22 protein-coding genes are annotated in these 23,824 nt (G+C 61.0%); 10 read left to right on the forward strand and 12 right to left on the reverse strand.

Annotated elements, in window-relative coordinates:
- Positions 1 to 127: 127 nt before the first annotated feature.
- A complete protein-coding gene (locus H3028_RS12165; RefSeq protein WP_181297270.1) occupies positions 128 to 604 on the reverse strand; it encodes a GreA/GreB family elongation factor in 477 nt (158 codons plus the stop codon).
- A 32-nt stretch (positions 605 to 636) separates the two neighbouring features.
- Between H3028_RS12165 and H3028_RS12170 the strand changes: the two genes are divergently transcribed.
- Together H3028_RS12170 and H3028_RS12175 are read left to right on the forward strand one after the other, a co-directional pair.
- Positions 637 to 837, forward strand: a complete 201-nt coding sequence (locus H3028_RS12170; protein ID WP_181297271.1) for a hypothetical protein — start codon at positions 637 to 639, stop codon at positions 835 to 837.
- 48 nt (positions 838 to 885) lie between these two features.
- Positions 886 to 1,224 (forward strand): HU family DNA-binding protein, encoded by a 339-nt coding sequence (locus H3028_RS12175; RefSeq protein ID WP_181297489.1) that lies wholly within the window; start codon positions 886 to 888, stop codon positions 1,222 to 1,224.
- Positions 1,225 to 1,491: 267 nt separating this feature from the next.
- On the opposite strand, the gene H3028_RS12180 is transcribed toward H3028_RS12175, so the two are convergent.
- Complete coding sequence (locus H3028_RS12180) at positions 1,492 to 2,256, reverse strand: SDR family NAD(P)-dependent oxidoreductase (RefSeq protein ID WP_181297272.1); 765 nt, start codon at positions 2,254 to 2,256, stop codon at positions 1,492 to 1,494.
- A gap of 328 nt (positions 2,257 to 2,584) precedes the next feature.
- Between H3028_RS12180 and H3028_RS12185 the strand changes: the two genes are divergently transcribed.
- The 7 genes from H3028_RS12185 (at position 2,585) to H3028_RS12215 (ending at position 12,166) form a co-directional block, all read left to right on the forward strand.
- The gene (locus H3028_RS12185; protein ID WP_181297273.1) at positions 2,585 to 3,682 is read left to right on the forward strand and encodes a hypothetical protein; all 1,098 of its coding nucleotides are present in this window, start codon (positions 2,585 to 2,587) and stop codon (positions 3,680 to 3,682) included.
- A gap of 483 nt (positions 3,683 to 4,165) precedes the next feature.
- Entirely contained in the window at positions 4,166 to 5,677 is a 1,512-nt protein-coding gene (locus H3028_RS12190; RefSeq protein ID WP_181297274.1) for a CoA-acylating methylmalonate-semialdehyde dehydrogenase, read from the forward strand.
- 71 nt (positions 5,678 to 5,748) lie between these two features.
- Positions 5,749 to 6,639 carry a 3-hydroxyisobutyrate dehydrogenase gene (gene mmsB, locus H3028_RS12195; RefSeq protein ID WP_181297275.1) on the forward strand — a complete coding sequence of 297 codons (891 nt, stop codon included), beginning with the start codon at positions 5,749 to 5,751 and terminating at the stop codon, positions 6,637 to 6,639.
- Positions 6,640 to 6,641: 2 nt separating this feature from the next.
- Positions 6,642 to 7,715 carry an enoyl-CoA hydratase/isomerase family protein gene (locus tag H3028_RS12200; RefSeq protein ID WP_181297276.1) on the forward strand — a complete coding sequence of 358 codons (1,074 nt, stop codon included), beginning with the start codon at positions 6,642 to 6,644 and terminating at the stop codon, positions 7,713 to 7,715.
- A 46-nt stretch (positions 7,716 to 7,761) separates the two neighbouring features.
- Entirely contained in the window at positions 7,762 to 8,913 is a 1,152-nt protein-coding gene (locus H3028_RS12205; RefSeq protein ID WP_181297277.1) for an acyl-CoA dehydrogenase family protein, read from the forward strand.
- 284 nt (positions 8,914 to 9,197) lie between these two features.
- Positions 9,198 to 10,841, forward strand: a complete 1,644-nt coding sequence (locus H3028_RS12210) for a long-chain fatty acid--CoA ligase (RefSeq protein WP_375154409.1) — start codon at positions 9,198 to 9,200, stop codon at positions 10,839 to 10,841.
- A gap of 245 nt (positions 10,842 to 11,086) precedes the next feature.
- Positions 11,087 to 12,166 carry a CaiB/BaiF CoA-transferase family protein gene (locus H3028_RS12215; RefSeq protein ID WP_181297278.1) on the forward strand — a complete coding sequence of 360 codons (1,080 nt, stop codon included), beginning with the start codon at positions 11,087 to 11,089 and terminating at the stop codon, positions 12,164 to 12,166.
- 49 nt (positions 12,167 to 12,215) lie between these two features.
- On the opposite strand, the gene H3028_RS12220 is transcribed toward H3028_RS12215, so the two are convergent.
- The 5 genes from H3028_RS12220 to H3028_RS12240 all read right to left on the reverse strand — a co-directional run bounded on the left by H3028_RS12220 (position 12,216) and on the right by H3028_RS12240 (position 17,571).
- Complete coding sequence (locus tag H3028_RS12220) at positions 12,216 to 13,349, reverse strand: acyl-CoA dehydrogenase (protein ID WP_181297279.1); 1,134 nt, start codon at positions 13,347 to 13,349, stop codon at positions 12,216 to 12,218.
- A 9-nt stretch (positions 13,350 to 13,358) separates the two neighbouring features.
- On the reverse strand, positions 13,359 to 14,546 hold the full coding sequence (locus H3028_RS12225; protein ID WP_181297280.1) for an acetyl-CoA C-acyltransferase: 1,188 nt from the start codon (positions 14,544 to 14,546) through the stop codon (positions 13,359 to 13,361).
- Between the two features lie 14 nt (positions 14,547 to 14,560).
- Positions 14,561 to 15,328 (reverse strand): SDR family NAD(P)-dependent oxidoreductase, encoded by a 768-nt coding sequence (locus H3028_RS12230; protein ID WP_181297281.1) that lies wholly within the window; start codon positions 15,326 to 15,328, stop codon positions 14,561 to 14,563.
- Between the two features lie 333 nt (positions 15,329 to 15,661).
- Positions 15,662 to 16,684 (reverse strand): AraC family transcriptional regulator, encoded by a 1,023-nt coding sequence (locus H3028_RS12235; RefSeq protein WP_181297282.1) that lies wholly within the window; start codon positions 16,682 to 16,684, stop codon positions 15,662 to 15,664.
- Positions 16,681 to 17,571: a LysR family transcriptional regulator gene (locus H3028_RS12240; RefSeq protein WP_181297283.1), complete on the reverse strand. Its 891-nt coding sequence runs from the start codon at positions 17,569 to 17,571 to the stop codon at positions 16,681 to 16,683. Before H3028_RS12240 ends, H3028_RS12235 begins: the two co-directional genes overlap by 4 nt.
- Positions 17,572 to 17,745: 174 nt before the next feature.
- Here H3028_RS12240 and H3028_RS12245 point away from each other — a divergent pair, with 174 nt between their 5' ends.
- Entirely contained in the window at positions 17,746 to 18,522 is a 777-nt protein-coding gene (locus H3028_RS12245) for an enoyl-CoA hydratase (RefSeq protein WP_181297284.1), read from the forward strand.
- A gap of 459 nt (positions 18,523 to 18,981) precedes the next feature.
- On the opposite strand, the gene H3028_RS12250 is transcribed toward H3028_RS12245, so the two are convergent.
- The 5 genes from H3028_RS12250 to H3028_RS12270 all read right to left on the reverse strand — a co-directional run bounded on the left by H3028_RS12250 (position 18,982) and on the right by H3028_RS12270 (position 23,747).
- The gene (locus H3028_RS12250; RefSeq protein ID WP_181297285.1) at positions 18,982 to 19,992 is read right to left on the reverse strand and encodes a branched-chain amino acid ABC transporter permease; all 1,011 of its coding nucleotides are present in this window, start codon (positions 19,990 to 19,992) and stop codon (positions 18,982 to 18,984) included.
- 2 nt (positions 19,993 to 19,994) lie between these two features.
- Positions 19,995 to 20,882 carry a branched-chain amino acid ABC transporter permease gene (locus H3028_RS12255; protein ID WP_181297286.1) on the reverse strand — a complete coding sequence of 296 codons (888 nt, stop codon included), beginning with the start codon at positions 20,880 to 20,882 and terminating at the stop codon, positions 19,995 to 19,997.
- Positions 20,883 to 20,951: 69 nt separating this feature from the next.
- A complete protein-coding gene (locus H3028_RS12260; RefSeq protein WP_181297287.1) occupies positions 20,952 to 22,166 on the reverse strand; it encodes an ABC transporter substrate-binding protein in 1,215 nt (404 codons plus the stop codon).
- 94 nt (positions 22,167 to 22,260) lie between these two features.
- Positions 22,261 to 22,977: an ABC transporter ATP-binding protein gene (locus H3028_RS12265; RefSeq protein ID WP_168424531.1), complete on the reverse strand. Its 717-nt coding sequence runs from the start codon at positions 22,975 to 22,977 to the stop codon at positions 22,261 to 22,263.
- The gene (locus tag H3028_RS12270) at positions 22,974 to 23,747 is read right to left on the reverse strand and encodes an ABC transporter ATP-binding protein (protein ID WP_181297288.1); all 774 of its coding nucleotides are present in this window, start codon (positions 23,745 to 23,747) and stop codon (positions 22,974 to 22,976) included. Before H3028_RS12270 ends, H3028_RS12265 begins: the two co-directional genes overlap by 4 nt.
- Positions 23,748 to 23,824: the final 77 nt, after the last annotated feature.

The raw sequence follows: 23,824 nt of genomic DNA on the forward strand, positions 1-23,824 counted from the left end.
CCTACGCAGCTTATATGTCGCTATAGGTTTAGCTCTCAAATAGCCGATACATAAGCTTATCGGACAGGTTCATCGACGCTTTCAGTTCCTCCATCATCGCTGGTTACCCGAATGACAAATATCTTCGTTAACAGACCGATATCACCTCGTACTGCTGACGCCGGCCATTCACCTGTACCTCGACGTCATCACCTTCGCGTCGACCGAGCAGCGCCTGCCCCAGGGGTGAGCGTGGCGAAATTACCAACACCTCGGTGTTGTCCACAGCCACCCGTAATCCTGCGGCGTCCGGCCCCAGAAAGACCCAACGACAGTCACCCGCGAGCTCCAGAGATACCAGCGCACCTAGCTTGATCGTTTCACCCACCAAGGAGCGCACCGGCAGGTTGCGGTAGCTGGACAGCGCGGCCTCGATCTCATGGACCCGCCGACGCTGACCGTCCGCCAGGTAGGCGGCCTCAAGGCCACGGGTGTCGTACTTGTTTTCGGCCTTGCTCTCGGCATGCGTTGCCGCCTCGTGGGAAGCCTTCAGCGCATCCCTGGCAATAGCCAGATCGGCCTCTAGCGTCTCGATGATCAGCGGAAGGAGATGGGTTTTGTTCATACGAGCTCGGAATAGGCGTGCAGGCGTCTAGCATGGCATCGGTGCGCACCAAGGGCCATGATGATTGCCGCTTCGGTCAGCAGCGCTACGAACGGCGCAACCCCGCCAAGGCAGGCCCCACTTCGGGCTTCACTAATAACAGGCGGACCGTCGCCAGCGCCGCCGATGGTCGGGTGAGCGCTGAACCGATGCCGAAAAGCAGCTGTCCAGACAGAAGCGTCTGGATCAGCTAAACATGCGATTTGTCGGCCCGCGCGGGATATTTTTACAAAAGAGGAAAATTGCCGCAGGCGACGGAGCGAGACGCTGCTTATACTGTCCACCCATCCCAACCTGGAGCCACACCCGTGAATAAAGCCGAGTTGATTGAAGCGATCGCAGCCTCCGCCGATGTTCCGAAGAGCACCGCCATCCGTGTATTGGATGCCTTCACCGAAAGCGTAACCAATACCTTGCAGAACGGTGACAGCGTGACACTGGTCGGTTTCGGCACCTTTGCCGTCAAGGAGCGCGCCGCTCGTGACGGTCGCAACCCGCAGACAGGCGCGACGATCAAGATCTCCGCGGCCAAGCTGCCAGGCTTCAAGCCAGGCAAGTCGCTGAAAGATGCAGTGAACTAAGCACCGCATTCGAATCCCGGGCCGCTGACGTCCTTCGTGGGCGCAGCGCCTGCTTCAACCCCGCCTATCTGCTCTCTGTCCCATACTGACTCCGACTCTCTCCGCCCAATACCTGCGCGACACCGAACGCAATGAGGCGGCTCGGACGATCACACCACAAACACACGCAGCGACCTAAGCCACGCGATACCGCCACGTGCGGTAGACGGAAGTACCGAACCAGCGCGCGCGACCCGAGCCGCGCCGTTTCTGACTGCAGCCTGGTAGTTACTTGTCGCGATCCACGGCAAAACCAGCCCAGGCCTGACGCGACGGCATGATTTCCAGCCGGTTGATATTGATATGCGCAGGAAGCGTAGCCACGTAGAAGATCTGCTCGGCGATATCCTCAGCTGTCAGCGGCGTGGTAGTGCCGTAGAGCGCATCGGAAGCCGCCTGGTTGCCCTTGGTCCGGACTAGAGTGAACTCGGTTTCAGCCATGCCTGGAGCGATGTCCGTGACCCGCACGCCAGTGGCGATCAGGTCGCAGCGCAGGTTGTAGCTGAACTGTTGGACGAACGCCTTGCTGGCGCCATACACATGGCTACCCGGATACGGCCATTGCCCGGCAACCGAGCCGATATTGACGATGCTGGCGCCCTTGCCGGTCTCGATCAGCGTTGGCAGAAGCGCATGGGTGACGTTGACCAGACCGGTGATATTGGTATCGATCATGGTGTGCCAATCATTCAGATCAGTCTTCTGCGACGGCTCCGGAGCCAGGGCGAGACCCGCGTTATTGACCAGGCAGGTCACTGCGCGGAAGGCTTCCGGCAGCGTGGCGACGACTTCCTTAACCGCTTCGTGCTTGCGTACGTCCAGGGTGGCGACATGCACCGGGACCTTGCTGGCCAGTTCCTCCTTCAAGGCGTCCAGGCGTTCGGCGCGGCGACCGGTGAGCACCAGCGACCAGCCCGCTTCAGCAAATCGGCGAGCGGTGGCGCGACCAAATCCAGAGGTGGCACCGGTGATGAAAACGACCTTACTGTTCATGCTTTTCCTCTTTCGATTAGCGACGCTCGTAGAAGCGCGCAATGGTATCGGTGGCTTATGGTCCGTTGGTCGACAGAAAATTTCGAGTAGTTTCTCCGCCTCGTTAGGCCAACGCACGTACGGATTAAGCAAACGAAGCCGCCGCTTATTTCAAATAAATACAAAGCAGAACGGTGGCGGTCCGGGCCGCCTGGAGCGTTTTATCAGGCTTTCAGCCACATCGAATCGCGGCTTAATCCCCCGTTCAACCGCTATAGACTGAAAGGCGGATTTCAGGGCGTAAGTGTGCCGGTTAAAAGCCGATCTCCAGCCATCAAGGAATCTGAACATGCTCACAACAAAAACACTTCTAGCAGGCGCTATTGCGGTACTGGTAGCGAATCAGGCTTCTGCCCTCAACGAATCCACGCAAGACCAGACCGGCAGCGATAACTACGCTGATGTAATGCAGCAGAACGGAACGGACAATCTCAGCAGTCAAGTGCAGGATGGCGACGCCAACATTGTCTATACGCTGCAGAACGGATCGGAGCTGACCTCCACGAGTGAGCAACGTGGCGTCGGTAACTTAACCACCATCGAACAGGACGGCAGAGCCAGCCAGGCGGACGTGTCTCAGGACGGCAGCTACAACCGCGCTACGGTCTATCAGGCCGCCTATGGCGACATCGGCCACACCGTGGCGATTTCTCAGGTCGGCACTGACAATCTGGCCTATATCGAGCAGATCGATGGAGCAGCCAATAGCGCAACGATTGACCAGGATGGGCTGCGGAACGTGGTTGACGCCTCGCAGCAACTGACCGCCAACCATCTCGGCGCCACACAGGTTGGCGAAGACAATACGTTACTGGTCGAGCAGCTCGGCAATAGCTCGGCCTATACAAGCCAGACTGGAACCGCCAACGCCATCGACTTGCAGCAGGATGGCGGATTCTCCGGTGCATCTGCCACCGTCAGCCAAAACGGCACGGGCAACCAGGCCTCGCTCACCCAGCAATCCAGTCAGTACAGCGCAGGTGACGTGCAACTGACTCAGATCGGTACGAGCAACGTTGCCAATGTGGTCGAGAACAGTGGTTTCGGAACCTTCACCTTCACCCAGGACGGCACAGGGAACGAACTGACCGCACAGCATGGCGGCCGCTCAACGTCGGTGGTTGGCACTTCTACCGGTGACTATAACCGGGTCGACATTCAACAGGGCTTCGACGGCAGCAGCCTGCTCATCGACCAGAACGGTACACGCAACGAAATCGATGTCGACCAGACGGGCTACTACGGTAGCGGCGACATTCGACAGACCGGCACGGAGAACTACGCGTCGCTGGTTCAGATTGGAACCTCTGCCAGCGTGACGCAAGAGAGTGCGGTCATCATGCAGACCGGTTCCGGCAATTCGGCGTTCGTGACACAGGGGCAGTAGCGCCTTTTATAGGCAGGTTATCCGGCAGGCCCGTCGATGCGGGCTTGCCGCGACCAGCCCGCGACAAGCTCCAGCGCCCTGTATCCCCTTCCGCCAGAACTGAAGAAGAACGGCTTGTGCAACAAGAGGACGTCGCGCAGCGTTGACCCATCCCACCAGTCTTAAATCTCTGAGGAACAGGAGCGGATACTTCGGCAATGCATTGCCCTGTGATCGGGCCAGCCATTCGATGCGCTGCTGGTGGTCAGCACATCTATAGTTATCTCCAGAGCCTCAATCGAATCTTGCGTTGCCAGTGCTGAGCATCGCAACGGCGCGGTGTGGCATCTCGCCGTCGAGATAATCTATGACCAACTCGTTGTGCATTTATGCAGATCAGGTATGCGTTAAACCGTATTGTCTTGGACAAATTTGCACTCTAGGATCAGGGAATGCTTGATCGATCCGATGTACTCAAATAACAACAACCGCCGAGGGCCTACCATGAACCAGTCAAGTGCCATCCCCACTGTCAAACTCCTGATCGGCGGCGAGCTGGTTGAGTCGTCCACCAGCGAGTGGCGAGACATCGTCAATCCGGCGACGCAGGAAGTGCTCGCTCGCGTGCCCTTCGCCACCGATTCGGAAATGAACGCTGCGGTCGCCGCCGCCAAAGAAGCCTTCAAGACCTGGCGCAAGACGCCCATCGGCGCGCGCTCGCGGATATTTCTCAAGTATCAGCAGCTCATCCGCGAGAACATGAAGGAGCTGGCAGCTATCCTCACCGCCGAGCAGGGCAAGACCTTGCCGGATGCCGAGGGTGACGTCTTCCGCGGGCTGGAAGTGGTCGAACACGCGGCAGGTATCGGCAACCTGCAGCTGGGTGAGCTGGCCAACAATGTCGCCACCGGCGTCGACACCTACACCCTGCTGCAGCCGCTCGGCGTCTGCGCCGGCATCACCCCGTTCAATTTCCCGGCAATGATCCCGCTATGGATGTTTCCGATGGCCATCGCCACCGGCAATACCTTCGTCCTCAAGCCGTCCGAGCAGGATCCGATGGTCACCATGCGCCTGGCTGAGCTAGCCATCGAAGCTGGCGTGCCGCCGGGCGTGCTCAACGTCATCCATGGTGGCGCCGACGCAGTGAATCTGATCTGCGATCACCCGGATATCAAGGCCGTCTCCTTCGTTGGGTCGACCAAGGTTGGCACCCATGTCTACAACCGTGCGAGTCAGGCCGGCAAGCGCGTTCAGTGCATGATGGGCGCGAAGAACCACGGCATCATCCTGCCCGACGCGCACAAGGAGCAGACCCTCAACAACCTGACCGGGGCTGCATTCGGCGCGGCCGGTCAGCGCTGCATGGCGCTGTCGGTGCTGATCCTGGTGGGCGAGGCGCAGAGCTGGCTACCGGATCTGATCGCCAAGGCGAAAACACTGAAGATCAACGCAGGCGCCGAAAGCGGCACCGATGTCGGCCCGGTGGTGTCCTGCGCAGCGCTGGATCGCATCAGTTCGCTGATCGAGCGCGGTGTCGCCGAAGGCGCGGAGCTGGCGCTGGACGGTCGCAACCCGCAAGTGGCTGGCTACGACAAAGGCAACTTCGTTGGGCCGACCATCTTCTCTGGCGTGACGCCCGAAATGAGCATTTACCGCGAGGAAATCTTCGGTCCGGTGCTGTGCGTGATGCAGGTCGATACCCTCGACCAGGCTATCGAGCTGATCAATGCCAATCCCAACGGCAACGGCACCGCCCTCTTCACCCGCTCCGGGGCTGCGGCCCGGCATTTCCAGGAGGAAATTGACGTTGGCCAGGTGGGCATCAATGTGCCGATTCCGGTGCCGGTGCCCATGTTCTCGTTCACTGGCTCGCGCGCTTCCAAGCTTGGTGACCTCGGCCCGTATGGCAAGCAGGTGGTGCAGTTCTACACTCAGACCAAGACGGTCACCCAGCGCTGGTTCGACGAGAACGAAGTCGGCGGGCCGGTGAACACCACCATCAACCTGAAGTAACCGTGGCCGGCGCCGTGCCCGTTGGTCGCGGCGCCGCTCAACCGCCAATCAATAACAAGAAGGAAACGGCCATGCATATCGGTTTTCTCGGACTCGGCAACATGGGCGGGCCCATGGCCCACAATCTGCTAAAAGCCGGTCATCAGATCAGCGTCTATGATCTTTCCGCCACTGCCGTCTCCGGGCTGGTGGCAGCCGGCGCTAAGGAAGCCACTTCTCCCTCCGCCATTGCCCAGGCGGGGGTCGAGGCAATCATCACCATGCTGCCGGCGGCCGCACATGTAAAACAGGTTTATCTCGGCGAGGACGGCCTGCTGGCTCACGTGCCGGCCGGTGTGCTGCTGATCGACTGCTCTACCATCGATCCCATGAGCGCGCGCGAAGTTGCCGCCGCCGCGGAAAATAACGGCAACCCGATGCTCGACGCCCCCGTCTCCGGCGGCACGGTCGGCGCGGCGGCCGGCACCCTGACGTTCATGGTCGGTGGCAGCGACGCAGACTTTCAAACGGCTCGGCCGATCCTCGCGAATATGGGGAAGAACATCGTCCACTGCGGTGGCAGCGGTAACGGTCAAGTAGCCAAGGTTGCCAACAACATGTTGCTGGGCATCTCGATGATCGGCGCGGCCGAAGCCATGTCACTGGGCGTCGCGCTGGGGATGGATGCCAAGGTGCTAGCCGACGTAATCAACTCATCCAGCGGTCGTTGCTGGAGCTCGGAAGTCTACAATCCCATCCCCGGCGTAGTGGAAAACAGCCCAGCCTCACGCGGCTACAGTGGCGGTTTCGGCACCGACCTCATGCTGAAAGATCTCGGACTTGCCAGTGAAGCAGCCAAACAGGTGCGCCAGCCGGTTATCCTCGGTGGTCTCGCGCAGCAGCTGTACCAGGCCTTCAGCATGCAGGGCCATGGTGCACTGGATTTCTCCGCGATCATCAAACTCTACCGTCAGGAGCATTGAGCATGACCCAGGCTGAAGCGCCGGTACTGATCGAGGTCCGCAACCGCGTCGGCTACCTCACCCTCAACCGTCCGGCCGGACTGAACGCCGTAACGCTGCCGATGGTACAAAGCCTTCATCGCCAACTGCAGGACTGGGCGGATGACCAGGACGTGGTCGCCGTGGTGTTGCGCGCCGCCGGTGAGAAAGCCTTCTGCGCTGGCGGCGACATCCGCTCGCTGTACGACAGCTACCAGAACGGTGAAAGCCTGCACCGCGTTTTCTTCGAGGAGGAATATGCCCTCGACCAATATATTCACGCCTACAGCAAACCGCTGCTGGCGTTAATGACCGGCTTTGTGCTCGGCGGCGGTATGGGGTTGGCCCAAGGCGCTTCGCTGCGGGTGATTTCCGAGCGCACGCGAATGGGCATGCCGGAAGTTGGCATCGGTTACTTCCCGGATGTCGGGGGCAGTTATTTCTTGCCCCGACTGCCAGGCAATCTCGGCATTTACATGGGTGTGACCGGCAATCACGTCGGCTCGGCCGATGCGCTCTACGCCGGACTCGCCGATTACTGCGTGCCCCATGAGCGCTTCGCCGAGCTGGAACAGCGCTTGGACGAGCAAAACTGGAGTACGCCGGCCAGCGAAGTACTCAGCGCCCTGCTCGCCTCCATGGGCTGTAAGGAGCTTCCGGACGCACCCTTCAAGACGCTGTTCCCGGCCATCGAAAAGCATTTCAGCCATGAAAGCATCGCTGCCATCCGCGACTCTCTGGACAGTGAAAGTCGCCCGGAGTATCGCGACTGGGCGGCCGAAACCCTCAAAGTCATCGACAGCCGTTCGCCGCTGGCGATCAGCGTCACGCTGGAAATGCTCCGTCGCGGGCGCGAGCTGCCCCTGGCCGAGTGCTTTCGCATGGAGCTGCACCTGGACCGACAGTGGTTCGACCAGGGCGACATCATTGAGGGCGTCCGTGCGCTGATTGTCGACAAGGACAAGGATCCGCGCTGGAACCCACCTACGCTGAGCGAAGTGACACCGCAGCGCGTTGCCGGCTTCTTCGCTGGCGTAGAAAGGCCGATGAATACCTAGGCGAGGCAAGCGGTTCTCACGGCCTGCCAACGATGAGGGACCAGATATGCAAGACATCGAACTGAGTGAAGAACAGCGGATGATCCGCGACATGGCGCGCAACTTCGCCCGCGCCGAGATCGCACCGAAGGCTCAGGCCTGGGAACAGGCCGGTTGGATCGGCGACGACACCGTGACCCAACTGGGCGAGCTTGGCCTACTCGGCATGATCGTTCCCGAACAATGGGGCGGCACCTATATCGACTACGTCGCTTACGCGCTGGCGGTCGAAGAAATTTCTGCCGGCGACGGCGCCATCGGCGCGTTGATGAGTATTCACAGCTCGGTCGGCTGCGGTCCCATCCTCAAATACGGCACGCCGGAGCAGCAGGACGAATGGCTGCCCGATCTGGCTGCGGGCCGCGCCATCGGCTGCTTTGCATTGACCGAGCCCCAGGCCGGCTCCGAAGCCCACAATCTTCGCACCCGCGCCGTGCTGGAAAACGGCGAGTGGGTGATCAACGGTGCCAAGCAATTCGTTAGCAACGGCAAACGCGCCAAGATCGCCATTGTGTTTGCAGTGACCGATCCCGACTTGGGCAAGAAAGGCCTGTCGGCGTTTCTTGTGCCCACCGACAACCCTGGTTTTGTCGTCGATCGCATGGAAAGCAAAATGGGCATCCGCGCGTCGGATACGTGCGGTGTCAGCCTGCGCGATTGCCGCATTCCAGAAGCCAACCTGCTTGGCCCGCGTGGCAAGGGCCTGGCAATCGCCCTGTCCAACCTCGAAGGCGGACGCATCGGCATCGGCGCCCAGGCATTGGGCATCGCCCGCGCGGCATTCGAAGCGGCACTTGGCTACGCCCGTGAGCGTATCCAGTTCGACAAGCCAATCATCGAGCACCAGAGCGTGGCCAACATGCTGGCCGACATGCATACGCGGCTCAACGCCGCTCGCCTGCTGATCCTGCACGCCGCCCGCCTGCGCAGCGCCAACCTGCCATGCCTGTCGGAAGCCTCCCAGGCCAAGCTGTTCGCCTCGGAAGTGGCCGAGTATGTCTGTTCGAAGGCCATGCAGATCCACGGCGGCTATGGCTATCTTGAAGATTACCCGGTCGAACGCTACTACCGCGACGCGCGCATTACGCAGATTTACGAGGGATCGAGTGAAATTCAGAGGTTGTTAATTGCGCGAGAGTTGAATAATTACGGGTTGTGATCAACTCTCCTGTGGCAGGAAATAAGGGCACGCCTAGGTTTGCTACCGATCAGGAAGCCGTGCGGTACGGGATCGCCAGCAAGCTGGCTCCTACACTTCATCGAGTTGCGATCGATGGTCTACGGCCCTGATCGATTTCGGTATCCCACCCTTGTAGGAACCAGCCTGCTGGCGATCAAGGCCCGGCACCAGACAGTAAGACGAAACACCTCGAAGCAGTATTCCGAGCGGCAGATGACGGCAAGCGCGACCGCCATCCAGACAACAATAAGAAGGATACGAAGATGCTCAAAGGTACGATGCAGCAGACTCCGCTGATGATCAGCGGCATCCTAACCCACGCGGCCACGGCCCATGGCGACCGGGAAATCGTTTCGCGGCTAGTGGACGAACCCATGTGGCGTTACGACTACGCAGGCCTGGCGAGGCGCACCGGCCAGGCCGCGTCGATGCTGCGCAGCCTCGGTGTGCAGCCCGGCGACTTGGTTTCGTCTATGGCCTGGAACACCCATCGTCATTTCGAGCTGTTCTTCGCCGTTCCCGGCATTGGCGCCGTCTTGCACACCGCCAATCCACGTCTTTCCGACGAGCAAATCATTTACACGCTGAACCACGCAGGTAGCGGTGTGCTGCTGTTCGATCGCAACTTTCTCGCCGTGGTCGAGCGCGTACGACCACGGCTGGAACACATCCACACGTTCATCATGCTCTCCGACGCGCAACGCACCGAGCCCGGCGAAGTGGGTGCGCTCAGCTATGAAACGCTCATAGCCGAACAGGAACCGATTACCGACTGGCCACAGTTCGATGAAAACGCGGGTGCGATGCTGTGCTATACCTCCGGCACCACCGGCAACCCGAAAGGCGTGGTGTATAGCCACCGCTCCGTGGTCCTGCATGCCATGGCGGCGGGCCTCACCGGCGCCTTCGGCTTCTCCGCGTTCGACTGCATCATGCCCTGCTCTTCGCTCTACCATGCCACCGCCTGGGGTGTACCGTTCACCGCTGCGATCAACGGCTGCAAGTTCGTGTTGCCCTGCGACAAGATGGACGGCGCCAGCCTGCAGGAGCTGATTCAGACCGAAGGCGTCACCTTCTCCGGTGGCGTACCGACAATCTGGACCATGTACCTCAACTACCTGGAGCGCACCGGTGAGAACACCGGCAAGCTCAAGTGTCTGGTCATCGCCGGATCGGCCGTACCCAGGGCGCTTGCCGAGAAATTCGAGACCCGCTATGGCGTCAGCGTCCGCCAGCTCTGGGGCATGACCGAGACCAGCCCGCTCGGCGTGGTCGCCACTCCGACGCCCAAGCTCACAGCCATGGGAGAGGCAGCCACCAACGAAGCGATCTGGACCCGCCAGGGGCGCCTGCAATTCGGCATCGAGCTGAAGATCATCGACGAAGCGGGCAACGAACTGCCTCACGACGGAACCAGCTCTGGGGCACTACTGGTCCGCGGCCCTTGGACCATCGAGCGCTACTTCCGCACCGAGACCAGTGCGTTGAACGAGGACGGCTGGTTCGACACTGGTGACATTGCGACCCTTGATCCCAACGGTTACATGCGTATCACCGATCGCAGCAAGGACGTGATCAAATCCGGCGGTGAATGGATCAGCTCCATCGACATCGAAAACATCGCCGTGGGCTGCCCTGGCGTGCGCATCGCCGCGGTAGTGGGCGTGGCGCATCCCAAGTGGGAAGAGCGTCCAGTGTTGATCATTGAGCCCCATGACGATGCCGATATCTGCGCCGAGGCGGTACTCAGCTACCTTGAGCCACAGATCGTCAAATGGTGGATGCCTGATGCGGTGATCATCGACACGGTACCGCTCACTGCCACAGGCAAGATCGACAAGAAAACGCTGCGCGACCGCTACCGTTCGCACCTGATGGACACGACGGCGGCCGCGGCGAGCGTGTAGCTTTATTCGCGACTGGCCTGATGGGTTTCGCTGCGCTTGTCATTATGCAAAGCCGCCTGACAACGCGTTCGCGGCGAAAGCCCATCATAGCCAGCTGTGAACGACAAGTGCCAACAGACCCGCCGGCTATCGCGCTGCGCGACACGCCCCCTAAAGCATCATCCGAATGGCCTCGCGCCCGAAGGACTGAGACGAATTAGCGAACCCGTCGATGCATCCACAGATCACCTCGCCTGGAGTCCGCCATGCCCCCGCAAAATACCCAACCTCGCCAAGGACCGCTGCTTGGCTTGCGTGTGCTGGAGTTCGCTAGCATCGGCCCTGGCCCTCACTGCGCGATGCTGTTGGCCGATATGGGCGCAGAGGTGCTGCGCATCGAGCGTGAAGGGGGTAATGGCTGGCCGAATCCTGTGGCTGATCGCGGACGCAAGCGGCTGACACTGGACATCCGCACGCAGGCCGGGCGCGAGCGCTGCCTGGCGCTGGCCGAGAACGCGGACGTATTGATCGAAGGCTTTCGCCCCTGCGTGATGGAGCGCCTGGGGCTCGGCCCCGAGCAAGTCCGCGCGTGCAATCCACGGTTGGTCTATGGGCGCATGACCGGTTGGGGCCAGACCGGCCCACTCGCAAACAGTGCCGGACACGACATCAACTACCTGGCGATCACCGGCGCGCTAGCAGCGATCGGCGGACGGGAGGGCCCGGCGATTCCGCCGCTCAATCTAGTCGGCGACTTCGGCGGCGGCTCGCTGTATCTGGCGTTCGGCATCATGGCTGCGCTGTGGGAGCGGGAACGATCAGGTCAGGGGCAAGTGATCGACGCCGCCATCGTCGATGGCGTGTCCTCGATGATGACTTTCTTCGCAGGGCTGCTGCCCAGCGGCGCAATTTCCCTTGAGCGCGACCGTAACCTGCTGTCTGGTGCTGCTCCTCATTACCGCTGCTACACCTGTGCCGACGGCCGCGATATCTCCATTGGACCGCTGGAGCCGCAATTTCTCGCCGAACTGATGCAGCGCATCAATGCGCCCGAGTCTCTACGGCAAGCTTGCAACGACCCATCGAACTGGGAAGAAAATAGCCACCATCTGGCGGGGATTTTCACCAGCCGAACCCAGGCCGAGTGGTGCGCCCTGCTCGAAGGAACCGACGCCTGCTTCGCCCCGGTGCTCACCCTGGAAGAAGCCCCGCAGCACCCGCACATGCAGCAACGCGGCGTCTACCAAGACATCGACGGCGCCCTGCACGCCGCGCCGGCCCCGCGTTTCTCGCGAACACCGGGGGCGATCAGGGATTCGACCGAGGATGCGGCAGGCTGGGATTGATGGGCGCCCGTACTCACCTCGGAGCACGGCACGAACATCGAATAGAGGCTCACTCCCCCAGGTTACGCGCGATCACCAGCCGCTGGATGTCGCTGGTGCCCTCGTAGATCTGGCAGACGCGCACGTCGCGGTAGATACGCTCTACCGGGAAGTCGTTGAGGTAGCCATAGCCACCCAGCGTCTGAATCGCTGCCGAGCAGACCTTCTCCGCCATTTCCGAAGCGAACAGTTTGGCCATGGACGCCTCGACCAATGCCGGCTGGCCGGCTTCGCGCAGCGCGGCGGCGTGCAACACCATCTGCCGAGCAACCGCAATTTGAGTCGCCATGTCGGCCAACCGAAATGCGACGGCCTGGTGCTCGCTGATCGCCTTACCGAACGCCTCACGCTCACGGGCGTAATCGCGTGCCGCTTCGAACGCCGCGCGCGCCATACCAACGGCCTGAGCGGCGATGCCAATGCGGCCGCCTTCGAGGTTCGCCAGGGCGATACGGTAGCCTTCGCCCTCCTCGCCCAAGCGCTGGGACTCATGCACGCGCATATCTTCGAATGCCAGCTGGCAGGTATCGGAGGCGTGCTGGCCGAGCTTGTCCTCGACGCGCACCACCTGATAGCCCGGCGTGTCGGTCGGCACAATGAACGCACTGATGCCGCGCTTGCCGGCGTCCGGATCGGTCACGGCGAAGACAATCACCGTACCGGCGTGCTGGCCCGAGGTGATGAACTGCTTGGCGCCATTGATCAGATAGCCGTCGCCGTCACGCCGTGCGCGGGTGCGCAAACTACTGGCGTCGGAACCGGCGTGTGGTTCGGTCAGGGCAAACGCGCCGATCTGCGCGCCGCTGGCCAACGGCGTCAGGTAACGCTGCTTCTGCTCATCGTTGCCGAACCGCAGAATCGGCACGCAACCCACCGAATTGTGCACGCTCATGATGGTCGAGCAGGCACCGTCGCCCGCGGCGATTTCCTCAAGCGCCAGGGCATAGGCGATGTAGCCGGTTTCGCTGCCACCCCATTGCTCAGGGCAGAGCATGCCGAAGAAGCCAAGCTCGGCCATCTCGCCTATCGCTTCGGCCGGGTAACGGTGCTCGCGGTCCCAGTCGGCGGCGAACGGCTTCAGTCGTTCCTGGGCGAACTGCCGGGCCATGTCACGGATGCTGGTGTGGTCGTCACTGAGCAACATGAGCAGTCCTCAATCGAGCAGTTCGATGGCCATAGCAGTCGCTTCGCCGCCGCCAATACAGATAGCAGCGACGCCTTTGCGCAAGCCGCGATCGCGCAACGCGGCGATCAACGTGACCAGAATCCGCGCGCCTGACGCGCCAATCGGATGGCCCAGGGCGCAGGCACCGCCATTGACGTTAACCTTGGCGTGATCCAGGCCGAGCTCACGTATGGTGACCATGCTGACCACGGCAAAGGCTTCGTTGATCTCGAACAGGTCCACCTCGTCGAGGCGCCAGCCGGTGCGCTCCAGTAGTTTGTGAATGGCGCCAATGGGCGCGGTCGGGAACAGATTCGGTGCATCCGCGAACACGGCATGCCCGTGAATGACCACCTGAGGTTTCAAGCCAAGCTGTTCGGCCTGGGAGCGCCGTGTCAGCACCAACGCGGCGGCGCCATCGGAAATGGAACTGGAATTGGCGGCGGTGACGGTGCCACCCTCGCGGAACGCCGGCTTGAGGGACGGAATCTTCTCCGGCATCGCCTTGGGCGGCTGTTCATCGTCTCGAACGGTACGCTGCTCGCGCCCTTGGGTGACCTCCAGTGGGACGATCTCGCTGGCGAAGCGGCCGCTGGTAATAGCGTCGCGAGCGCGCTGCAGCGACGTCAGTGCGTAAGCGTCCTGTTCTTCTCGTGTAAAGCCGTGGCTCTGCGCACAGTCCTCAGCAAAGGTGCCCATCAGCCGCCCCTTGTTGTAGGCATCTTCGAGACCGTCAAGGAACATGTGGTCGAGCACCTTGCCGTGCCCCATGCGATACCCGCTACGGGCTTTTTCCAGCAGGTAAGGCGCATTGGACATGCTCTCCATACCGCCTGCGACGACCACGTCAACACTGCCGGCACGCAACGCGTCATGCGCCATGATGGCGGCCTGCATGCCAGAGCCGCACATCTTGTTCAGCGTGGTGCTCGCGGTGGCCTTCCCAAGTCCTGCTCCGAGTGCCGCCTGCCGTGCGGGCGCCTGGCCGAGCCCTGCCGGCAGCACGCAGCCCATCAGCACTTCCTGCACCTGGTCGGCAGCGATGCCGCTGCGCTCCACTGCCGCGCGAATAGCCGCCGCGCCAAGCTCCGGTGCGCTGACGCTCTTCAGATCGCCTTGAAAGCCGCCCATGGGTGTACGGGCGCTGCCTAGAATCACGATTGGATCGTTGTTCATTATCTATCTCCCGATTATTTCGCAGCCATGCGCAGCGCGCCGTCGAGGCGGATCACTTCGCCATTAAGCATGTCGTTCTCGATGATGTGGCGCACCAGGGCTGCGTACTCATTGGCGCGACCCAGACGTGGCGGAAACGGCACGCCGGCAGCCAGGGAGTCGCGTACCTCCTGGGTCATGCCGGCCATCATCGGCGTCTCGAACACGCCTGGGGCGATGGTCATCACGCGGATGCCGTGACGCGCAAGCTCGCGAGCCGCCGGTAGCGTCATGGCCACAACGCCGCCCTTGGAGGCGGCATAGGCGGCCTGGCCGATCTGGCCGTCGTAGGCGGCGATGGATGCAGTATTGATGATCACGCCGCGATTGCCCTGCTCGTCCGGCTTGCCCCTGGCAATGGCTTCTGCTGCCAGGCGCAGCATATTGAAGCTGCCGATCAGGTTGAGGCCGATGACCTTGCTGAAGCTTTGCAGACCGTGCGGGCCCTGGCGGCCCAGGACCTTTTCGCCGCTGGCGACGCCGGCGCAATTGACCAGCCCGTGCAGACCGCCGAAGTGTTCAAGCGCTGCATCGATCGCCGCCTGTGCTGCAGTCTCGTCACAGACATCAGTGACCACACCGAGGGCACTCGCGCCCAGCGCTTCGCTGCGCTCGTTCAGCAAGTCAGCATTGATGTCCGCCAGCACCACCTTGGCGCCAGCGGCGACCAGCGCTTCTGCGGCTGCCGCACCCAGGCCGGATGCGCCGCCGGTGATCAGAAAAACCTTGTTTCGAATATCCACAGCACGACCTCGCAAAGATGATAGGGATCGTTGCAGACCAGCTGCCGGACCCTGCTGACTACATCTTCATCAGACCGATCCGCATGGACAATGGTCGTTGCACGCAATCGCGGTGACTGTTTTGGCCAAGATCATTTATCAATGTCGGTGTGTGGACGAGTACGGGCAATACGCTGCTTCGATAACCGTACTCACTGCGGTTCATGGTCGCAGCAAGGCTCGGCGTTCTAACGAAAAGCTACCAACCCAAATACGACGGCTCAGCTCTTTCTGTAGGAGCCAGCTTGCTGGCGATCCGGGTGCACTCCCGGTCCACCGCCGCGAGGCGGATGACTATTCGTCTGCCCGAAGAATCAACCCGCGGTACTGGCCCGGATTGGTCCCGGTCCATTTGCGGAACGCTTTGTAGAACGAGCTGACGTCGGCGAAGCCCAGTCGCTCGGCGATCTCGACGTAGGTAATCCCGGCATCGGCCAACCACAAGGTTGCCATTTCCTGGCGCACCAGATCTTTGATGGCCTGGTACGGCAAGCCCGCTTCGGCAAGCCTTCGCCGAAGCGTCGATGGCGACATGCATAGCTCCTTTGCAAGCCTTTCACTGGTCGGCCACTGTTCTGCCGGCAGCCTACGCAACTGTGCCTTGATACGACTGGCGAGGCTGGTGTTGTCTCGGTACTTGACCAGAATGTTCGCCGGCGCGTGGGCCAGAAAGCCATGCAACTCCTGTTCGCTGCGGCGCACCGGCAATGCGAGCACCTCGGCGGCGAAGATGATTCGTGTGCTGGGCCGGGCAAAGCGCAGATTGTCGGAGAACATCACGCGGTAATCATCGGTAAAGGCCGGCTCGGCGCAGCGCAGCTCGACGGCCAGTAGAGGGATGCGCCGCCCCACCAACCAACAAGCCAGGCCATGCACAAGCATCCAGAAGGTGAAATAACCAAAGGCGCGTAAAGGTGACGACTGCGACTCAACCAACCTGATCTCGGCCAGACTCTGGCTACGATGCAGTTCGCCGCGAAAACGCTCGAAGGTGAGTCCGAAGAAATCCAGCGCCACTTGCATGGCCCTGTCGAGGGTCGGTTGGGCCATCGCCGCGCGGCAAACGAAGGCAAAGCTGCCGGTACGCATCCGTCGTGGATCCATGCCGAAGAACTCATCATCGAAATGCCGCGCCAGCCGCCGCCAGAGCTTGCTGTATTGGACCACGTCAACCCGCGCCTCCGGATTGCCAAGATCGATTGGCGAGAGGCCTAGCTTGTCCAGCAGAGCACCCGCAGGCAGCCTTGGCGTGGTGAATGCCAACAGTGCTTCATGCACCAGCTGAACCGAAATGGTGCCTTTTTCCTCACGGTTCATGCGCGCCCCATCATCTGGTCCTGGCTCTTGGCGGCAACTTCACGGAGAAAATCCCAGCAGACGCGCATGCGTGCGAGGTCCTTGTTTTCCACCGGCATCAGCATCCAGAAGGTGCGGGTGAACTCTATTTCATCGACCAGCACTTCCTTGAGCAACGGCTCCTTGCGTGCCGAGAAGGCCGGCAGAATCGCCAGGCCTGCACCGGCCGCCACCGCCTCTTGCTGGGCAAGGATGCTGGTGCTGCGCAACGAGTGCTGCCGGGGACGGACAATCTCGTCGAGGAAAAACAGCTCCTTGCTGTAGAGCAGGTCTTCGATATAACTGACGAAGATGTGCTGGCTCAGATCTTCACGGCTACGGATCGGCGGATGCTGCGCCAGATAGGCCTCCGAGGCATAGAGCCGTAACACGTAGTCGGTCAGTTTGGTGATCACATAAGGGCCACGCTCCGGTCGCTCTAGGGTGATGACAATGTCCGCCTCGTGCCTTGCCAGGCGTACCGAACGCGGCACTGCCAGCAGGTCCACGCCGAGGTGCGGATAGTCACGGGTCAGATTGGCCACCTGTCCGGCCAGCATCACCGTGCCGTAGCCTTCGGTGGCGCCGATACGCACCTGTCCGGAAAGCTTGTCGGCGGTCAGGCTCGGTTGCTCGATTGAGGCGATGGCGCTTTCCATCGCCTCCGCCTGGGCCAACAGCTCGCGGCCGGCTTCGGAGAGTCGATAGCCCGCCTTGGCGCGGATGAACAGCTGCCGGTCCAACGCTTTTTCCAGCGCCTGCACCCGCCGCGCAACGGTCGTGTGGTCGACGGCCAGGCGCCGCGCGGCGATCGTCAGCTTGCCCGCGCGTGACAGCTCGAGAAAGAAACGCAAATTGTCCCAATCCACCTCACACTCCAGATCCACCAGGTTCAGCGAGCCGGTAAATGGCCCGACTGTGCAAAAAAACAGAATACCTCTGCATTTAGTCGCATGGGTTTAATATTTTTACGCTGCTAGGCTCGTTCATCGAAACTGTTTCGCCTCACGGCGTCCGCATCATTCCAACAAGAAGGAACCGACATGAGCCAGAAGATCCAGCTCGAAATGCGCGACCACACTGCACTGCTAACCATCGCTAATCCGCCGGCCAACACCTGGGACCGCGAGTCTCTGGCGGCACTGGAACAGATGATCGGCCAGCTCAATGACGATCCGAACGTGTATGCGCTGGTGATCACCGGCCAGGGGGAGAAGTTTTTCTCTGCGGGAGCCGATCTCAAGCAGTTCGCCGATGGTGATAAGCAGGGTGCGCAGGAAGTCGCGGCGCTATTCGGTCGCGCCTTCGAAGCGCTGAGCCATTTCCGCGGCGTGTCGATTGCCGCCATCAATGGTTATGCCATGGGCGGCGGGCTGGAATGCGCGCTGGCTTGCGATATCCGCATCGCCGAGGAACAGGCGCAGATGGCACTGCCGGAAGCCAAGGTGGGCCTGCTGCCCTGCGCTGGCGGCACGCAGAATTTGCCGTGGCTGGTTGGTGAAGGCTGGGCCAAGCGAATGATCCTCTGCGGCGAGCGCATTACGGCGCAAAAGGCGGAGAAGATCGGTTTGGTCGAAGAGGTGGTAGGTCGTGGCGAATCGCTCGAAGCGGCCCTGCAACTGGCCGCGCAGGTGGACCAGCAGAGCCCCTCCTCGGTCAGCCGCTGCAAGCGCCTGGTTATGAATGCGCGACAAGCGCCTCAAGACGCCGGCTGGGCTGCCGAGCGCGAGTTGTTCGCTGAGCTGTTCGATACCGAGGACCAAAAAGAAGGCGTCAACGCCTTTCTGGAAAAACGCAGCCCCACCTGGCGCAACGCCTGAAACGACTAGGCCCCGCGCAAGCGGGGCCTATGGTTTTGCGGATCGGGATGGACTGACCTGAAAACGGCGTGCCAGAAGCCAGAAACTTCGCCCCGGTGTGGGTCTACCAATGTCCGCGTCCAAGTATTCGCTTGCATATGTCCGCAGTACTCCCTGCTCGCGCGAGCTCGCTCTACAAAGCGGCACCCTACTCCGACGCTGTTGCCCTCCTAGGAGCCGGGGGACGCCCAGCTCCTGTCCGGCGATCCGTAGCCACGCGCTACCCCTCGATCGCGAGCAAGCTCGCTCCTACAGAAGCAGCCCCATATAGCCATCTGCCCCCTACGCTCCTGGTGAGCCTCGACACCGCGACTTAGCCGTTCTCTGCCGCCGCCTGCCCAAACTCGCGCTGAAGGGTGAACGGCTGCAGCTTCTTGCCTCTAGCTACCAGCCTCCCGCTACTCGCTACTCGCTACTCGCCTATTTGAAATTCCGCTTGATCAGCCGTTCCAGCCAGCCAACGATGCCGGCGCGAAACAGCAACACGCAGAGCACGAAGATCACCCCGAGAATTACATGCACCCACTCGCCCAACGGGCCGTTGGATAGCGAGCCCTGCAGGGTCACCACCACGGTTGCACCCACTATCGGCCCGAGAATGGTGCCGACGCCGCCCAGCAGGGTCATGAGGATCACTTCGCCAGACATGTGCCAGTGCGCATCGGTCAACGAGGCGAGCTGGAATACCACAGTCTTGGTCGAGCCGGCCAAGCCGGTCAGCGCTGCGGAAATCACGAAGGCCAGCAGCTTATGCGCATCGACGTTGTAACCGAGCGATATCGCTCTCGGTTCGTTTTCGCGGATGGCCTTGAGTACCTGGCCGTACGGCGAATGAATGGTGCGCTGGATGATGGCAAACCCGAACACGAACACCGCCAGCACGAAGTAGTACAGGGCCATGTTGTTCTGCATGTCGAACAAGCCCAGCAGGTGCCCTCGCGGCACGCCCTGCATACCGTTTTCACCCCCGGTGAAAGGCGCCTGCACGAAGACGAAAAATGCCATCTGTGCCAATGCCAGGGTAATCATCGCGAAATAGATGCCCTGCCTGCGGATCGCCAGCAATCCAAAGATCAGGCCCAGCACCGTCGATGCCAACGTGCCGGCGAGAATGCCCAACTCAGTACTCAGGCCACTGTAATTGCTGAGCATATAGCCGGTGATGTACCCGCCACAGGCGAAGAACGCCGCATGTCCGAATGACAGCAACCCCGCGTAGCCCAGCAGCAGGTTGAATGCGCAGGCGAACAGTGCGAAGCACAGCAGTTTCATCAGAAACACCGGGTAGACCATCATCGGCGCCACCAATGCCACCCCCAGCAGCACCGTGTAGAACACATACTGCCGGCGAAGCGCAGCACGACGGCGTTCGCGCTCGGCATTGGCCCGCATGATCATGGGAGACGCTTGAACGCTTTCTTGAGATGACATGTTCATGCCTCCTTACCGAACAGGCCTGCGGGACGGACAAGCAGGACCAGGACCATGATCACGAAAATCACCGTATTCGCCGCCTCCGGATAGAACACCTTGGTCAAGCCCTCGATCAGGCCCATGGCCAGACCGGTAATGATCGCTCCCATGATCGAACCCATGCCGCCAATCACCACCACAGCGAACACGACGATGAGCAGATTCGAGCCCATGCCCGGGGTCACCGCGTAGATCGGCGCGGCGAGCACACCAGCGAAGGCGGCCAGTGCCACACCGTACCCATAGGTCAGCGTGATCAGCAGCGGTACGTTGATGCCGAACGCCTGCATCAGTTTCGGATTTTCCGTGCCGGCGCGCAGGTAAGAACCCAGCCGTGTCCGCTCGATCATGTACCACGTGGCGAAGCACACTGTCAGGGCGGCAACGATGACCCAGCCGCGATAGGTTGGCAGGAACATGAAGCCAAGATTGTGCCCACCCTTGAGCATCTCCGGCATCGGGTAAGACGAACCCGAGACACCGAACAACTTGACGAAGCTACCTTCGACGATCAGCGCAAGGCCGAAGGTCAGTAGCAGACCGTAGAGGTGATCTTCACCCGCAATGCGTCGCAGCAGGCCGCGCTCGATGCCAATTCCCAGCAACCCGATCAACAGTGGAGACAGCAGCAGCGCCGCCCAGTAATTGATGCCCAGGTAATTCAGCCCGAGGAATGCTGCGAAGGCGCCGAGCATGTATTGCGCGCCGTGGGCGAAATTGATGATCCGCAGCAGGCCGAAAATAATCGCCAGACCAAGGCTCAACAGCGCATAGAACGACCCATTGATCAGACCGAGCAACAACTGCCCGAACAGAACACTCAGGGGGACGCCGAAAACGAGAGTCATGATTCATACCCACGAAAGTCCGTGACACCCCGGCCGCCAACGGCCGGGGAATGGCTCGGGTCAGGCCGATCAGTTCTTACTAACCAGCTTGCACTGACTCTCGGAAAGTGGACGGAACGCCTCGTCACCAGGGATGGTGCTGACAACCTTGTAGAGGTCCCATTCACCCTTGGACTCGGCCGGTGTTTTGACTCGTACCAGGTACATGTCATGCACCATGCGCCCGTCCTCGCGAATCGTGCCGTTCTTGGCGAACATATCGTTGACCGGCGTCTTGGCCATCTGCGCACGGACGGTTGCGGTGTCGTCGCTACCGGTTTCCTTCACGGCGTTCAGATAATGGGTGGCAGCCGAATAAATACCCGCATGAACCATGGTCGGCATGCTACCCATGCGTTCCTCGTAGCGCTTGGCCCAGGCACGGGCTTCCTCGTTCATGTCCCAATACCAGCCGGTGGTCAGCATCAGGCCTTGGGTAACTTCCAGCCCCATGGCATGAATGTCGTTCAGGAACACCACCATGCCAGCCAGGCGTTGACCGGATTGGGTCACGCCGAACTCGCTGGCGGTCTTCAACGAGTTGACGGTATCGGCGCCGGCGTTCGCCAGCGCGACGACATCGGCACCGGAGCCCTGAGCCTGCAGGATGTAGGACGAAAAGTCGCTACTCGGGAAGGGATGGCGCACGGTGCCGACCACGCTACCGCCCTCGGCCTCGACCACCTTCTTGATGTCCGCTTCCATCGCGTGGCCGAAGGCGTAGTCGGCGGTGAGGATGAACCAGCTCTTGCCGCCATCCTTGAGCACCGCATTGGCAGTGCCATTGGCCAGCGCGAAGGTGTCGTAGGTCCAGTGAATATGGTTGGGTGAGCAGAACTCGTTGGTGATGCTGGAGGCCGCTGCGCCGGAGATCAGTGCCAGCTTGTCGCCCTGCTCGACCACCTTGCTTGCTGCCAGCACCACGGAGCTGGCAACCATGCCGGTCACCATGTCGACGTTACGCTCGTCGATCCACTGCCGCACGGTGTTGGCACCAACGTCCGGTTTGTTCAAGTCATCGGCGTTGAAAGTCACGATCTTCTTGCCATCGACACTGCCACCGAAATCTTCGATCGCCATCTTCAACGCTTCGAGACCACCCGGGCCGGACAGGTCGCGGTAGGTGCCGGACATGTCAGCGAGATAACCGATGCGAATTTCGTCGTTACTGATTTCTGCCTGTGCGGCACTGGCGATCATGCTGGAAACCAGAACGGCAGCTGCAGTTTTCTTGATGGTTTTCATATTCACCCACTGTGATTGTTTTTGTTGTTGTGTCCATTGCTGACGCACTCGCCGGTGTACACGGCGAACCGGCGGGTCTTCATGACAAGAGGCATCAAACCCCCAGACAGCTATTCAAAAACTCCTTTTTCGAATCCAGTTCGGCAGCGCTGATTTCTTCGATGATCTGGCCGTGCTCCATCACGTAATGGCGGTCGGCCAAGGGGGCGGCAAAACGGAAGTTCTGCTCCACCAGAACGATGGTCAAACCACGTTTCTTCAGTTTGATCAGCACCTCGCCGAGCTTCTGCACGATCACCGGCGCCAGGCCCTCGGTGATTTCGTCGAGTAAAAGCAGATTGGCGCCGGTGCGCAGGATGCGCGCCATGGCCAGCATCTGCTGCTCGCCTCCGGACAACCGGGTGCCCTGGCTGAAACGACGCTCATAAAGGTTGGGAAACATCTCGTAAAGCTCATCGAGCCCCATGCCGCCACTGCGCACGGTGGGCGGCAGCAGCAGATTTTCTTCAACGCTCAGGCTGGAAAAGATGCCGCGCTCTTCGGGGCAATAACCGACACCAAGCCGGGGAATCTGGTGCGCCGGGATTCCAATGGTTTCGTTGCCGTTGATCACGATGGAGCCAGTGCGTCGACCGACCATGTTCATGATGGCGCGCAATGTGGTGCTGCGGCCGGAGCCATTGCGGCCCAGCAGCGTGACCAGCTCTCCCCGCCCGACCACGAGATCGACGCCGTGCAGGATATGGGACTCGCCATAGAACGCATGCAGGTCATCCAGCCGCAGCTGGTCACGATCGGCCAAGGGCGTCATGGATGAGCCTCCTCTGCGGTGGCTTCGCTGCCCATGTAGGCCTCGCGTACCTGCGGGTTGGCTGAGACCGTCTCATAATCGCCTTCGGCCAGCACTGCACCACGCGCCAGAACGGTAATGCGGTCGCAGAGCCGGCTGACCACACTGAGGTTGTGTTCGACCATCAGCACCGTGCGGTTCGCCGCCGCCCGGCGCACCAGCGCGACGACCATGTCGACATCTTCGCCGCCCATACCTTGAGTGGGCTCGTCGAGCAGCAGCACAACCGGGTCCAGCGCCAGAGTGGTGGCCAGTTCGAGCGCGCGCTTTCGACCATAGGGCAACTCGATGGCAAGGGTCTGGGCGAAGGTTTCGAGATCCACGTCAGCCAGTAGCTGCATGGCTCGCTCATCCAGGTCGCGCAGCGTTCTCTCGGACTTCCAGAAGTGGTACGAATTGCCGAGCTTCTGTTGCAACGCCACGCGTACGTTTTCCAGCACCGTCATGTGGCCGAACACCGCCGATATCTGGAACGAACGCACGAGGCCGAGACGGGCGATCTCATTGGCCTTCATTGAGGTGATCGACTTGCCGCGATAGAGAATGTCGCCGCGAGTGGGTGTGAGGAATTTGGTGAGGAGATTGAAAACAGTTGTCTTGCCGGCTCCGTTGGGGCCGATCAATGCATGAATGTGTCCCGTCTGTACGCGCAGATCAACGGAATCCACTGCCGTAAAGCCGCGGAATTCCTTGGTCAGGCCGCGCGTTTCCAGCACGAACTCTGGTGCCATGAGATGCCCTCTAACCCTGATTATTGTTGTTGGTTATGGCGCAGGTCGCTGGATGACCTTTACGTAAACGATAACAA

This window comes from Pseudomonas sp. Q2-TVG4-2, from assembly GCF_013620795.1.
Lineage (GTDB): Bacteria > Pseudomonadota > Gammaproteobacteria > Pseudomonadales > Pseudomonadaceae > Stutzerimonas.